Source organism: Flavobacterium sp. MFBS3-15 (assembly GCF_026107645.2).
Lineage (GTDB): Bacteria > Bacteroidota > Bacteroidia > Flavobacteriales > Flavobacteriaceae > Flavobacterium.
The window spans coordinates 34,966-49,751 of sequence record NZ_JAPCHV010000016.1 but is presented as its reverse complement, the minus strand read 5'-3'; the positions used below and the strand labels follow the sequence as shown (position 1 = coordinate 49,751).

At 41.1% G+C, this 14,786-nt stretch carries 14 protein-coding genes; 9 read left to right on the top strand and 5 right to left on the bottom strand.

The window, feature by feature from the left end; translation table 11 throughout:
- Window positions 1–133: 133 nt before the first annotated feature.
- Window positions 134–592, bottom strand: a complete 459-nt coding sequence (locus tag OGH69_RS14085; protein WP_265175121.1) for a helix-turn-helix domain-containing protein — start codon at window positions 590–592, stop codon at window positions 134–136.
- A gap of 280 nt (window positions 593–872) precedes the next feature.
- On the opposite strand from OGH69_RS14085, the gene OGH69_RS14080 reads away from it, so the two are divergent.
- The 4 genes from OGH69_RS14080 to OGH69_RS14065 all read left to right on the top strand — a co-directional run bounded on the left by OGH69_RS14080 (window position 873) and on the right by OGH69_RS14065 (window position 5,861).
- Window positions 873–2,045, top strand: a complete 1,173-nt coding sequence (locus tag OGH69_RS14080) for a M14 family metallopeptidase (RefSeq protein WP_265175120.1) — start codon at window positions 873–875, stop codon at window positions 2,043–2,045.
- 71 nt (window positions 2,046–2,116) lie between these two features.
- The gene (locus OGH69_RS14075; protein WP_026300077.1) at window positions 2,117–2,596 is read left to right on the top strand and encodes an Lrp/AsnC family transcriptional regulator; all 480 of its coding nucleotides are present in this window, start codon (window positions 2,117–2,119) and stop codon (window positions 2,594–2,596) included.
- Window positions 2,597–2,675: 79 nt separating this feature from the next.
- Window positions 2,676–5,249, top strand: coding sequence for a phosphoenolpyruvate carboxylase (locus tag OGH69_RS14070; RefSeq protein ID WP_265175119.1), 2,574 nt, complete (start codon window positions 2,676–2,678; stop codon window positions 5,247–5,249).
- Window positions 5,250–5,342: 93 nt separating this feature from the next.
- On the top strand, window positions 5,343–5,861 hold the full coding sequence (locus tag OGH69_RS14065) for a DinB family protein (RefSeq protein WP_265175118.1): 519 nt from the start codon (window positions 5,343–5,345) through the stop codon (window positions 5,859–5,861).
- Between the two features lie 6 nt (window positions 5,862–5,867).
- On the opposite strand, the gene OGH69_RS14060 is transcribed toward OGH69_RS14065, so the two are convergent.
- From OGH69_RS14060 to OGH69_RS14050, 3 genes are all read right to left on the bottom strand, one after another.
- Window positions 5,868–7,112: a mechanosensitive ion channel family protein gene (locus OGH69_RS14060; protein ID WP_265175117.1), complete on the bottom strand. Its 1,245-nt coding sequence runs from the start codon at window positions 7,110–7,112 to the stop codon at window positions 5,868–5,870.
- Window positions 7,113–7,400, bottom strand: coding sequence for a DUF3817 domain-containing protein (locus tag OGH69_RS14055; protein WP_265175116.1), 288 nt, complete (start codon window positions 7,398–7,400; stop codon window positions 7,113–7,115).
- A gap of 161 nt (window positions 7,401–7,561) precedes the next feature.
- Window positions 7,562–7,933, bottom strand: coding sequence for a hypothetical protein (locus OGH69_RS14050; RefSeq protein WP_265175115.1), 372 nt, complete (start codon window positions 7,931–7,933; stop codon window positions 7,562–7,564).
- 123 nt (window positions 7,934–8,056) lie between these two features.
- Between OGH69_RS14050 and OGH69_RS14045 the strand changes: the two genes are divergently transcribed.
- The 5 genes from OGH69_RS14045 (at window position 8,057) to OGH69_RS14025 (ending at window position 12,105) form a co-directional block, all read left to right on the top strand.
- Window positions 8,057–8,569, top strand: a complete 513-nt coding sequence (locus OGH69_RS14045; protein ID WP_265175114.1) for a DUF6155 family protein — start codon at window positions 8,057–8,059, stop codon at window positions 8,567–8,569.
- An 86-nt stretch (window positions 8,570–8,655) separates the two neighbouring features.
- Complete coding sequence (locus tag OGH69_RS14040) at window positions 8,656–9,816, top strand: THUMP domain-containing class I SAM-dependent RNA methyltransferase (protein ID WP_265175199.1); 1,161 nt, start codon at window positions 8,656–8,658, stop codon at window positions 9,814–9,816.
- A gap of 78 nt (window positions 9,817–9,894) precedes the next feature.
- Window positions 9,895–10,128 (top strand): hypothetical protein, encoded by a 234-nt coding sequence (locus OGH69_RS14035; RefSeq protein ID WP_265175113.1) that lies wholly within the window; start codon window positions 9,895–9,897, stop codon window positions 10,126–10,128.
- Window positions 10,129–10,199: 71 nt separating this feature from the next.
- Complete coding sequence (locus OGH69_RS14030) at window positions 10,200–11,390, top strand: cytochrome-c peroxidase (protein WP_265175112.1); 1,191 nt, start codon at window positions 10,200–10,202, stop codon at window positions 11,388–11,390.
- Window positions 11,391–11,811: 421 nt separating this feature from the next.
- Window positions 11,812–12,105, top strand: a complete 294-nt coding sequence (locus OGH69_RS14025; RefSeq protein WP_265175111.1) for a hypothetical protein — start codon at window positions 11,812–11,814, stop codon at window positions 12,103–12,105.
- Window positions 12,106–12,188: 83 nt separating this feature from the next.
- Here the strand turns inward: OGH69_RS14025 and OGH69_RS14020 are convergent, their stop codons facing one another.
- Window positions 12,189–14,594: an alpha-ketoacid dehydrogenase subunit alpha/beta gene (locus OGH69_RS14020; RefSeq protein ID WP_265175110.1), complete on the bottom strand. Its 2,406-nt coding sequence runs from the start codon at window positions 14,592–14,594 to the stop codon at window positions 12,189–12,191.
- Window positions 14,595–14,786: the final 192 nt, after the last annotated feature.

Below are 14,786 nucleotides of genomic sequence, written 5' to 3'. Positions count from 1 at the left end.
GATCAACTTAAGTACTACCCATTAGAAGGGGTTATTTGTAAAGAAAATTTGTGTTTGTTTTATTGGTTAATGGCCCCGGCCTGCTTTTTATAAAGCAGCCGGGGTTTTTTATTGTACGGCTATACATTAAAATCTATCGGATGGAATTATGGGAAGGTAAATAATCTTTAAATGTCCCATCCGTATAAAATACAACGATCCTCTCAATTTGTTTTCCTGAACTACTGACTCCAAACTTTGGTGTAGTAGCTTGGGTAGCTTCCTCTGTTTGCGAAAACAAATCACCAATAATTTTTTCCTTATACTCATGGGCAGGAAAGGGGTGAGGTTCATCAATTACGTCAGGCCTCATATTGTTTCCGTTATTTTTTGGAAATGCACCAACTCCATTCAATAACCAGTATAAGTCAACCTCCGGAAAATTCTCAACGATTTTCATTACAAAATCCAGGCTTGGCTTATTTCTCCCCGACATTAAATGGGAGAGGCCCGAACGTTGCACACCCAATTTGTCGGCAAATAAAGAAGCTGTAAGAGAGTAATATTCAAGTATGGCTTCAAGGCGTTTGATAAAATCATCTGGGTTTACCATTGTGAATTATATTATAATTGGTAGTAATTTACAAATGTAAACATTTTAAAAACACCAAAAACATATTTATTATAAACAATAGATTCACATAAATTGAAACTTTAAAAATAGTAATCTAAAAAACTGATTATAAAACACATAATCTCTATAATATACACTTCTACAATTAATATGGAAATTTACTAGATGTAAATGTTACAAATGTAAACAATTCCCGAAGAATTGAAATTTACAATTGTAAAACGAATCATGTTTACCTTTGTAATCAAACAAAAGACTGATGGATTTACAATTGTTATTTGATACGTATAAAGAAGATTTACTTTATGGAAGATATGTTACTAATATTCATATTGAACCTTTGCTTAAAAAATATGAAGAAGAATTTCAGGTACGTATTGAGGGATATTCTGTACTGGAAAAGCCTATCTACAGCATAATTGCCGGATCAGGAACAACAAGAATATTTATCTGGTCACAGATGCACGGAAACGAATCAACAACTACTAAGGGCCTCTTTGATTTCATTTCATTTCTTAAAAGCGATGAGGTTTTATCGCAACAGTTAAAAGAGCATTTTACATTTTATATTATCCCTATTCTTAATCCCGATGGCGCGGAGGCTTATACAAGGGTAAATGCAAATGCAATTGATCTCAACCGCGATTCTGTGAACCTTAGCCAGCCCGAAAGTAGGATTTTAAGGAATTGCTTTGATGAATTTAAACCCCATTATTGCTATAATATGCATGATCAAAGGACGATTTTTGGGGTAGGTGATGAGCCTAAACCGGCCACAGTATCTTTTTTGTCACCTGCTTATAACGATCAAAGAAACATAAATGACTGCCGCCAAAAGGCAATAAATCTTATTGCAGCTATGAATGACACCTTGCAGCAATATATACCAGGGCAGGTAGGGCGTTTTGATGATTCGTTCAATATAAATTGTATTGGAGATATGTTTCAGTCTTTGGGGGTGCCAACAGTACTGTTTGAGGCAGGTCATTATAAGGGTGATTATGAAAGAGAAATTACCCGAAAATTAATTTTCTTTGCATTATTATCAGGATTTCATGCGATTTACGAAAACGTTATAGTTGTTAACAAAACCAAAGATTATTTTAATATTCCTCAAAATAAGATTGTTTTTTATGATATCCTGTTCAAAAATGTCAAGATAAATTATGAAAATAAAGAAAAATTCACGAATTTTGCATCACAATATAGGGAAGTGCTATTTGATAATTCTGTAATTTTTCAAGCTATTATTAGTGAAATAGGTAATCTGGATGGTATTTATGGTCACGCAGAAATTGACTGCAACCGGGAAGAATTTTTCGGAACTGATGGAAGCAAAATACCAAAAATAGATGAAAAAGCAGATTTTTCTATCGGAAAAGACAGGAGATTTGTTAACGGACAGGAGGTTTTGAAAGCTTTTTCTATATAAATGTGAAAAATAGTAATTATAGGGTTGAGATTAGCCCTGCAAACATTAACCAACTTAAAAAAAATACATTTATGAGCAAGTTTCGTTTAGATGAAGTTGATCACCAGATTTTGGATATGCTGATTGACAACACCAGGGTGCCGTTTACTGACATAGCAAAGAAATTGCTTATTTCTGCTGGTACGGTACACGTGAGGGTTAAAAAGATGGAGGATGCCGGTATTATAATGGGTTCTTCACTTACGTTGGACTACGAAAAACTCGGTTATTCATTCATAGCCTATGTGGGAGTATTCCTCCATAATACATCTCAGACAAAATTCGTTCTCGAAAGGATCAACGAAATACCTTTTGTTACAGTGGCTCATGTTACGACAGGTAAATTCAATATTTTCTGTAAGATACGTGCTAAAGATACCAAGCATGCCAAAGAGGTTATCTTTATGATAGACGATATCGAAGGCGTATACAGGACTGAAACAATGATTTCGCTTGAGGAGAGCATAAATGACAAAAAACGTCTTATGCACACCATATTTAAAGATCTGTAAGATTTTTATGAAAAGTTTATAACCCCCATGTTTCACAGCATTGGGGGTTTTTTATTAAATTCAACAAAAAAATATAAGTATGTATCCTGCTACCCGAATAGAACGTTTTAATGAAGAAGTACAGCTCAAATATCAGCTTTTCAACAGTATATTCCTCACACTTCCGTTTCAGTCCATAGATAACACAGGGGCAATGCTCCCGTTATTTTCGGAAGTGTGTGAAGAAGGTTACAGGAATAACAAAAATCCCGAGCAAATTTTTGACGAATTTGTTGCAAAATATTTACAGGACGCCACGACCGAAGAAAAGGTAGGGCTTATGTTCCGTTTCATACAATATGTAGAAAGGCAGGTGGTATTGTTTGATGCCATTGAAGATGCGGCCTTTAATAGCCTCAATAATGTGGAAGGCAGCGGTTCTATACGTGATAGCAGGGAAAAGGCTGAAAATCGTGGTCAAATGGATGAATTAAGGGAATTTCTGGAAGATTTTCAGGTACGCACAGTCCTTACTGCACATCCCACACAGTTTTACCCCGGATCTGTACTGGGCATTATTACCGACCTCACCTCTGCAATAAAACGCAACAGCCTTGCCGAGATAAAGCTGTTGTTATCTCAACTGGGGAAAACCCCATTCATTAAAAAAGAAAAACCTACCCCTTATGATGAAGCCGTGAGCCTGATATGGTTTCTCGAGAATGTTTTTTACCACGCTGCAGGAGATATTTCTTCATTTGTGCAGGATAGTATTTATCAGGAAGGGGCTTTAAAGCATCCTGTATTGTCATTCGGCTTTTGGCCGGGTGGGGACAGGGACGGGAACCCGTTTGTAACCACAGAAATAACATTGAAAGTTGCTGACAGGCTTCGATGCTCGGCAATGAAATGCTATTATAATGATATTAGAAGGCTTAAACGAAGGCTTACCTTTAGCGGTGTGGAAGAACTTATTGCCGATGTAGAGCAAAAATTGTATAGGTCGGTATTTTATTCCAAAGGGGAAATTTACATTACACTGGAAGAACTCAAAAAAGCATTGGTAAAAATAAGGGATCTTGTGGTTAAGGAACATCAATCACTATATTCGGATGACATAGATGGCCTTATCAATAAGGTTAACCTGTTCGGATTCCATTTTGCCTCTCTGGATATCCGCCAGAATAGTAAGATACACGATAATGTATTTGAAGAGGTTATTAGGTACCTTGCTAAAGAGGAAAGTGGCCTTAAAGGCTATAGTGAAATGGATGAGGCATCGAAAATTGAAGTGCTTTCAGGATTGGAATCCCAAATTAAGCCCGAATTTTTTGCTGATGATGCCCGCAGTACCCTGGAGTCGATCCTTACCATAAAAAAAATACAGGAGAATAATGGCGAGGAGGGTTCTAATCGGTATGTGATAAGCAACAATGAGAGCGCTTTAAACGTAATGGAACTGTTGGCTATGTTCCGAATGTTAGGTTGGAATGAACCCACTGTAGATATAGTGCCGCTTTTTGAAACTGTAGACGACCTTAAAGATGCCCATGGGATCATGAAGCTGCTTTATACCAATAAGGATTATGCTGCACACCTGAAGCGCAGGGGAAACAAGCAGACAATAATGCTCGGCTTTTCAGACGGTACTAAGGATGGTGGCTACCTCATGGCAAATTGGAGCATTTATAGAGCAAAAGAAAATCTTACACTTATGGCCCGTGAATATGATATTAAGGTAGTATTCTTTGATGGCCGCGGCGGGCCACCGGCAAGGGGAGGGGGCAAAACCCATAAATATTATGCTTCCCAGGGTGCATCCATTGAAAATAACGAAATTCAGATTACCATTCAGGGACAAACCATCAGTTCTAATTTCGGAACGCTGGATACCTGCCGCTTTAACCTTGAAAACTTGTTGAGTGCCGGGATTACCAATGGAGTATTTGAGAAGGATAAAAAGCAATTTACAGAGGAGCAAAAGGAAACGATTGACGATTTGGCACGCCTGGGGTATGAAAAGTATACAGCCTTCAAGCAACATCCTAAGTTCCTGCCTTATCTTGACCAGATGAGTACGCTGAACTATTATGCTAAAACCAATATTGGGAGCAGGCCGTCGAAAAGGAGTAAATCTAAAGAGCTTGATTTTGCTGACCTGAGAGCAATACCTTTTGTAGGGTCATGGAGCCAACTCAAGCAAAATGTACCCGGTTTCTTTGGGGTTGGCTACGCACTTGCTGAGTATGAAAAGAACGGGCAATGGGAAAAGGTACAGGCACTGTATGATAAGTCGCTTTTTTTCAGGACACTGCTTGAAAACACAATGATGTCGCTAAGCAAATCGTTCTTCCCTCTTACAGCCTATATGAAGGATGACCCGGAATTTGGTGAATTCTGGCAGATTATCTATGACGAATTTAATGAAACCAAACGTGTACTCCTGAAAATATCAGGTTATTCGGAACTCATGGAGAACTATCCTGACGGCAAGGCTTCAATTAAGATGCGTGAGCAAATTGTTGTTCCTTTGCTTACCATACAGCAATATGCACTTACAAAGATAAGGCAGATAAAAAGTGGCAATGCTGATGATGCCCTGCTTGAGACTTACGAGAAAATAGTGACACGATCCCTGTTTGGTAACATTAACGCAAGCAGGAACTCTGCATAGTAATTATAAGATTGAAGCTACAAAAATGTCTAATTTATCTGTGCATAATTGGCATTTTTGTAGCTTTGCTTATTAAACGCGGATTATAAAAAAATGAAGATAACAGATATTGCAGCTGACGAATATGCACCCTATCAGGAAGCCTACATTAAACTGGTAGACCCTGAGTATTCACTTGTTGAAGAACTTGAGATAAGCGTTCATAACCTCGTCCATTTTGTACGCGAGATTCCTATGGATAAATATGATTATCGCTATGCCGAGGGCAAATGGACAATCAAGGACATCCTGCAACACATTATTGATTCCGAGAGGGTATTTGCTTATCGGGCACTGCGTTTTTCGCGAAATGACTCTACAATGCTGCCCGGATTTGATGAAAATGATTTTGCGGCCAATGCAGATGGTGAAAGGAGGAGCATCAACGACCTGCTTACAGAAATGAGTGCCCTGCGCCATGCCAATATCATGATGTTCAAATCATTCAGTAATGAAGCAATGCTGCGAAAGGGAATAGCATCGGGTTATACGGTTTCAGTTCGGGCTTTAGGCTTCATGCTAATTGGCCACCAAAACCACCATATCAAAATTTTTAAAGAAAGGTATCTTTAAAATAGGCTATTCCTCAATATATCCCTTTCCTGACGGCAATTCAAAAATTTCAAGGCCGAAGTAAGCTACTGATGCGATGATATGATCGAAGATGTCGGCCATGATATATTCGTAATTCAGCCAGCGCTTGTCAGATGTAAAAAGGTATATCTCAATGGGTATTCCCTTTTCTGTAGGCTGCAGGTGTCGGCACATTATAGTAAGTTCTTTATTGGCGCCGGGATGTGTTTCTATATAGCTGTTGATGTATTTACGAAATACCCCAAGATTAGTAAGATTGCGTCCGTTGATGGATAATGACTTATCAATGCCGTGCTGGCTATTCCATTTATTAATGTCTGCCTGCCTGGTTTTTAGGTAATCGGCAATGAGCTGGATTTTGGTAAGGTCTTCAATTTCATTTTCGTGAATGAACCGCACGCTATTGGCCCTGATCAGGATATGCCTCTTGATGCGCCGCCCGCCCGAATCCATCATGCCGCGCCAGTTCCGGAATGAATCAGATATGAGGCTGTAGGTGGGGATTGTAGTTGTAGTATGGTCAAAGTTTTGCACTTTAACCGTAGCAAGGTTAATTTCAATTACAGTGCCATCTGCTCCAAATTTGTCGATGGTTATCCAGTCGCCGATGCGCACTATGTCATTCACAGTAACCTGTATGCTGGCTACGAAACCCAGTATGGTATCCTTAAAAACAAGGATTATGATCGCAGATATCGCCCCAAATGTTCCCAGCAGGGCGCCAACGGTGGTGTTGAACAGGATAAGCACCATGGCAGTAATGGCAAATATCCACAGTACAATCATGATTACCTGTATATAGCTGTCTATCGGTTTGTCATTATATTCAGGCTGTAGTTTGAGGTAATCTTTAAGTGAATTGAAAACACTCCTGATGATCCAAAGGCTCAGGAATATTATGGCAATACTCATGCCTTTAAATATCATGTTCTCCCAGTAAATGAAAGCTTTTAGCACTTTTGGGAGGACACTGTAAATGAAATATAATGGAAAAAGATGGGCTACATAGGACGCAGTCTTGTTTTCGACCAGGAAGTCGTCAAAAATGGTCTTTGTTTTTTTTGCGACGATAGATAAGGTAAACTCTAACAGCCTTTTACCTATTCTATCCATCACATAGGCTATAATTCCAATCACGACGAGGTTGACAGCAAGATTTCCGTACAAAGCCGTGGTATGGCCAAGTTCGATTCCCCTTAGTGCTTTATATGCCCAATTAAAGAAATCCATTTAAGAATTTGCTGTTGAACTAAAATACTTACGTTCCATAACAAATGTGCCAAAAGGCGGGATTGAGGCCAGGCAAATTATGATATATTTTTTCCAGGTCCAGTTCATTTCATATTTAAGGATAGTAGCAAATGCGATATAGACAGTAAAAAGTACACCATGTGCCATCCCGGTAGGGCGGATGTATTCGGGATTATGCCATATATATTTCAATGGCATTGCGACAAAGAACAAAATAAGCGCTGAAATACCTTCAAGGGTGGCAATGATCTTAAATATGCGTATCATGAAATGGATTTTTTTTGCAAATGTAGCGATAGGAGTCGACTTTTTAAGAAGAATTGCACTGGTAACCCAAATTTTATGATAAGTTCAAAAGGATCTTGACTAAAAAAAGCTGTTCGTTTCCAAACAGCTTTTCTAATTATATAACAGTAAATTTGAATTCGTTAAAAAGCAAGAAAAGCTTTGTTGTATTCCTTAAGGTCAAGAATATTATTTTTCTTGGTTAGGTCGCTAAACAGTGAAAGCAGGTATTCAAGGCTTTCAATATTATTGTCGGTTGCATCGTTATTGCCGGTAACCAGTTCGGTTTCTTCATCAACTGGCTCGTCATCAGGTATCGCAATTAGGAAGGCACCGTTTTCCTCAATGTGCTCGTAAGTAAGGCGAAGTGCCTTTGTAAGCACAGGGTTTTGCTCTTCCATCGAAAATTCGCGCAATTTTTTAAGGTCGGCGACAAGGGTCTCCGCATCAAAGCCTTTCTTGAACAGGTCAAGCTGTATCTTATTGATCAGTTTTTGTGCACTTGGGTTTTCCACAATTCAGTTGTTTAGTTTTCGACTTTATTTCAGGACTGCAAAAATACTATTTTATATGTTTTTTCTGCATCTTTTTTCGATTTTATTGCGTCAGGCAAAATTTACCTGTAAATTTGAAAAACTATGAGTAAACGCGACTTAAAAAAATACCTTGCCTCACTGCCAAAGGAAGAAATGCAGGAGCAGCTGTTGGCCCTGTATGATAAATTTGCCGATGTAAAGCAGTATTATGACTTTGTATTTAACCCTAAAGAGGACAAGCTGGAACAGGAAGCAAAGCTAAAAATCGCAAACGAGTACTTTCCGGCAAAAAGCAAGCGTCCCAAGCTGCGCCGGTCAACCGCACAGAAGTACATTAAGCATTTCCTTACTTTAGGAGTTGATCCATATGTCGTAGCGGATGTGATGCTTTTTAATATCGAGACTGCCCAAAAATATTCTGCAAAGCGGGAACTCAAATACTCGTCATTTTACAAAAGTATGCTCAATTCATACAAGCAGGTGGTAGACTATGTGACAGCCAATGGAATGGCACCCAATTTTACAGCGCGAATTGCAGCAGTAAAAGACGAGTCTTTCCGCCAGTATTGGGAAAACCGTAAGGAATTTGAAAGGATATGGGATAATTTTGAGTAATATATTCCCGGATTCTGTTTCTTCAAATTCGAAGTAAAAATTCTTATCTCTAAAAAATACCCTAAATTTGCAGCAATTATCAAATGATGGAAGACAATTTTAAAATGATCGCCAAAACCTTTTTCGGTTTTGAGGAAATACTGGCGAAAGAGCTGCAGGTATTAGGCGCACAGGATGTAGAGCAGGGAGTAAGGATGGTGAGCTTTAAAGGTGATAAGGGATTTATGTACAAGGCTAACCTGAGCCTGCGCACAGCCCTGAAGATACTTAAACCGATATATCACTTCCGCGCTTACAATGAGCAAAGTCTTTACAAAGGCATAATGGGTGTGGACTGGTCCAAATACCTCAACGCCGGGCAATCGTTCGTTATAGATGTTACCCTCCATTCCGATCATTTTAACCATTCGCAGTTTGTGGCGCTTAAGGCCAAAGATGCTATTGTGGACCAGTTTCGCGAGCGTTACGGCAAAAGGCCAAATATTGACAAAGACCATCCTGATGTACGTATCAACCTGCACATCCATTCCGACCAATGCTCTGTTGCGCTTGATACTTCCGGAGATTCGCTTCACCATCGCGGTTACAGGACCGCTACCAACATAGCGCCTATTAATGAAGTGCTTGCCGCAGGTATGTTGCTGCTTTCCGGTTGGGACGGACAGGGCGATTTTCTCGACCCAATGTGCGGAAGCGGTACCATTCTTGCAGAAGCAGCCATGATTGCATGTAACATACCTGCGAATATAAACCGTAAGGAATTTGCTTTCGAAAAGTGGAGCGACTGGGACAATGACCTGTTCGATACCATTGTCGATTCCCTGATGAAAAAAACCAAGGAGTTCCATTATACAATAAAAGGCTACGACAAAGCACCGTCTGCCGTGCATAAGGCTAAAGACAATATTGTTAATGCCAATCTCGACGAGTACATTACCATTGAGCAGCGCAATTTTTTCGATACCGAAAAAGAAACCCGCGGACCGTTGCATATGGTTTTCAATCCACCATATGGTGAAAGGCTCGACATAGATCTCGAACGTTTTTACCGTGAGATCGGCGATACCCTCAAGCAGGGATATCCGGGAACGAATGCATGGTTTATTACAGCTAATCTTGAAGCCCTGAAATTCGTTGGACTCAAGCCTTCCCGTAAGATCAAATTATTCAACGGTAAGCTGGAGGCAAGGCTGGTGAAGTACGAAATGTATGAAGGAAGCAAAAAAGCAAAATTTCAGGGAGAGTAAATATTTCAGATCATAGGTTTCAGAATTCAGATTTAACTTCGCCCGAGCGTAAATCGCGAAGCCATAAAACAGACAAACATGAGCAAAAAAGTAAAAGCATTACTATATAATTTCTTGGGCTTCCTGCCTTTTTTCCTTCTGCTAAGCTACCTGATACAGGAATTTACAGGGCTTTCGGGCTTTTGGGTACCTTTCACGGCTGCAGTCGCAACAACTATACTGGCACCTAAGTTCCAAGCCATAAAAGTCCAGGGTCAGGACAAGATTTTCATGAAGTGGCTTTTTATCAAAGGTATTAAGGAAGTTAAATAGATTGGGAAAAGTTTAACAACTACAGTATATCATGATTGCTTTGGGGTGGTGTATATTTGTCATGCATCGCTATGAAATTCCATTACCCCATATTATTTTTACTGTCGTTTCTATTGTTGTCCTGCTCGGATGAAAAAGAGTACGTGCCCATAACCGGCCCAGACCTTCAACAAATACTCAATCTTCCCGATGTTCCTTATAATTACAACGAGGAACTCCCGCCTTATTTCTTCCAGAATGATATCGGACCCTTGCCTAGTTCTGTAAACGGTATTGACAATACACCACGGGACAATCTCATTACGGATAATGGCGCTACATTGGGCAGGGTTTTGTTTTATGACCGCAACCTGAGCCTTAACAGGACTACTGCCTGCGGTTCGTGCCACCGTTCAGAGAAAGCTTTTGCCGACTCGAGTCCTTTTAGTCATGGATTATACGGACAGCCAACAAAGCGGAATTCTATGACTTTAGTGAATACCCGCTTTTACCAACGCGGACGCTTTTTTTACGATGAACGCGCTTCATCGTTGGAAAACCAGGTTATTTTACCCATTCTGGACCATACAGAAATGGATCTTACAGAAGCAGAAATTACACAGCGTATTGCTGAGCAGCCTTATTACGGGGCTTTGTTTGTAAAAGCTTTCGGGTCGAGCGTAATTACTGTAGAGCGAATAGAAAAAGCATTGTCACAGTTCATCCGAAGTATGGTTAGCCATAATTCAAAGTATGATACGGGTCGTGCACAGGTTGCCAATATGCGTGATCCGTTTCCAAATTTCACAGCAGAGGAAAACAGGGGAAAGGATCTGTTCATGAAGACTTTTGCCGAAGGAGGCGTAAATTGCTACGCCTGCCATACTACCGAAGCATTTGTAAGCCCTAATATCGGACCGATAAACAATGGCCTGGACGCGACTTCTACAACCGACCTTGGAGCTTACGGATTCTATACTTCAAATCCGGGACTTACAGGCGCTTTCAAAATACCCACGCTTCGCAATATTACCCTTACCGGCCCTTATATGCACGATGCGCGTTTTGCAACACTTATGCAGGTAATAGACTTCTATAACAGCGATGTAAAAAACCATGCTAATCTTTCCCCTCTGCTGAAAGATTCAAATGGGCAGCCAAGACAACTTAATTTAAGCGATTCAGACAAGTTGGCCTTGTTTCGTTTTCTTTATACGCTTACTGACCAGGAAATCATGAGCGATCCAAGATGGCTGGACCCGTTCATAAATCAACATTTATAATATAGCAGTTCTAAAAAATTAACATTTTCGCGGAAATTACCTGTTTTTATAAAACAGGTAATTTCTACCTATACCAAACAAAACTGATTGCTGAATTTTACGGTATCTAAAATCCACTAAAAAATTAGTAAATGATCAGTTTTCCAACGACAGTATTGAGGCTTTCCGCCAAATGGACAAAAAATGAAGAAGTCTGCAGGAATATATCGGGATTTCCCGATGCAATGCAACTGGATGTTAATGAAGGTTACGAGGTGATTCACTTCATAACTCGCTACATGGCATGTAGGGGCTGGGGGTCGGAAATTACCTTTCAAAACATTGAAACCTTAATTAAGACGCGTCTTCCTTTTGGGGTTCGAAGCCATAAGGATGTTAAGGACTGGCTTGACAAAAATTTTAGGATAGCTTGATTACGTTTATGGCCAATTTTAATAGCGCAGATCTTCGTAAAAAATATGATTGGACAACCTCTAAAGCTACAGCAGAAGTGGTTCAGGGTTTTCCTGCTAATGTAGTTTTTAATTCTAACCAGGGACATGAAGTGCTGCACTTCATTAATCGCTATATGGAAGACATTGGCTGGTCCACTAAAATATCGTTCAATAATATCGAAGTGCTTATAAGAGATTGGTTACCATTAGGTAAGCATAACCACAAGGAGGTAAAAGAATGGCTTGATGCAAATTTAAGACTCAGAAACCAAAAACAATAGCTTGTGTGTGTGCTATTTTTGAGATTTTGAAAAAAAGCCGTCCGGAAACCAACGGACGGCTTTATTATTTTTTATACTGATAATTAATACAGTTCAGGAAACTCATCCGGTTTTACTTCGCTTATTATGCTGTAAACTTTCTCAAAAATATCTTCGGCAGACGGTTTTGAGAAATAGTCGCCATCGGTTCCGTAAGACGGCCTGTGGGCTTTGGCGGTAAGCGTTTCCGGCTTGCTGTCTAAATGCTTGTAGGCGTTCTGCTCGTCCAGTATCTGCTGCAGTATGAATGCCGATGCCCCACCGGGAACATCCTCATCGATAACCAGCAGCCTGTTGGTCTTGGCTACACTCTTCACGATGTCGTGATTGATGTCGAAAGGCAGCAGCGACTGCACGTCGATGATTTCGGCATCAATGCCGACCTCCAACAGTTCTTTAGCAGCCTGCTCCACAAGTCGCAGGGTCGAGCCGTACGATACCAGGGTAATGTCGGTACCTTCTTTTATGGTTTCCACCACGCCTATAGGGGTCTTAAACTCCCCAAGATTGACAGGCATTTTTTCCTTCAGGCGGTAACCGTTCAGGCATTCCACCACTAGTGCAGGCTCGTCGGTTTCCAATAGTGTATTGTAGAAACCTGCCGCTTTAGTCATGTTCCTTGGCACCAGCACATGGATGCCGCGGATTGCGTTGATGATCATGCCCATAGGCGACCCCGAGTGCCATATCCCTTCCAGCCTGTGCCCACGCGTACGGATGATCAGCGGTGCTTTTTGCCTGCCGGCTGTCCTGTATTGCAGGGTGGCGAGGTCGTCGCTCATAATCTGGATGGCATATAACAGGTAGTCGAGGTATTGTATCTCTGCAATGGGGCGGAGGCCACGCATGGCCATCCCGATGCCCTGCCCGAGTATGGTTGCCTCGCGGATGCCCGCATCGCACACACGGAAGTCACCATATTTTTCCTGCATGCCTTCAAGGCCCTGGTTTACGTCGCCTATATTGCCACAATCCTCACCAAAAACCAACGTTTGTGGGTGTTTGGCAAAAATAGCGTCAAAATTGTTGCGCATTACCATACGGCCATCGGCATCTTCCGCATTCTCATCATATTGCGGTAATACTTCTTTTACGGAATGTATATTCTTATCCGACTGTGAAAACAGGTGCGAACTGAACTTCGGCTGTATCTTTTCGGTGTAGGCGGATATCCATTGTGATAGCGCGCTCTTGCCGCTTTCTTTCGACACCATGCGGAGTACCTTTCGTGCAGTAACCAAAAGGTCTTTGCGGATAGGTTCTTTAATGGACGAGAGGTCATTTATATATTTTTCAATGAATACCTTATTGGCGCTTTGTGCAGCCACGGCAGTCAGAACAGCAACAAGCTCTTTCTGCTCTTCCTTAATAGGATTTACATAAGCAGCCCATGCGGCTTTTTTGCCTTCAAGTACATCTTTCTTTGCCTGCTCTTCAATAGAGGCCAATGCATCTTCGTCTGCAATGTTGTTTTCAAGCATCCACTTACGCATCTGGGCAATGCAGTCGTATTCAGCTTCCCACGCAAGTCGGTCGGCGTTTTTGTATCGCTCGTGCGACCCCGATGTAGAGTGGCCCTGCGGCTGTGTCAGCTGGTATACATGGATAAGCACAGGAACGTGTTCGTTACGTGCAATTTCAGAAGCTCTTTCGTAAGCCGAAACAAGCTCAGGGTAATCCCATCCCTTAACCGTAATTATTTCATATCCTTTGGCATTATCGTCACGTTGGAAGCCTTTAAGGATCTCCGATATGTTTTCTTTAGTGGTTTGGTAGCGTGCGTGAACGGAGATGCCGTAATCGTCATCCCATACGCTCATTACCATAGGCACCTGCAATACACCCGCCGCATTGATGGTCTCGAAGAAAAGCCCTTCGGATGTGCTGGCGTTGCCAATTGTTCCCCAGGCAACTTCATTACCATTTATGGAAAAATTCGTCTTGTTCTCAATTCCGGTTACGTTTCGGTATATTTTAGAAGCCTGTGCCAGTCCCAAAAGCCTTGGCATTTGCCCGGCGGTAGGAGATATGTCGGCACTTGAATTTTTTTGTTGCGTAAGGTTCTTCCAGTTACCGTCAGCGTCAAGACTGTGTGTGGCAAAGTGGCCGCCCATCTGCCTTCCGGCCGACATAGGGTCATGCTCCAGGTCGCTGTGGCCGTAAAGACCCGCGAAAAATTGCTGTATGTCAAGCTGGCCAATAGCCATCATGAAGGTCTGGTCGCGGTAGTAGCCCGAACGGAAATCACCATTTTTAAAGGCTTTTGCCATGGCAAGCTGTGGTACTTCCTTGCCATCGCCGAATATCCCGAACTTCGCTTTACCTGTCAGTACTTCGCGGCGCCCCAAAAGGCTACACTCGCGGCTAACCACGGCAAGCTTATAATCATTGAGCACTTCGGCCCTGAAATCTTCGAAAGAAAGCGATTTTTTAGTTTCTGTCTCAGTCATAAAATTGGTGTTGTCAGGTTACAAATTTAATTAAAAGAATGAGATAACATATAAAGTGCGGGCTAAATTTGATTTCACTTTTAATAATGAAATTAGCGATCGGGGTGGGTTGGATGAATTTTTTCCAGTGAAACAAAATAAAAATTACACATAGTATATTTATTTTGAAGTTTTGTAAAGATTATAAAATGA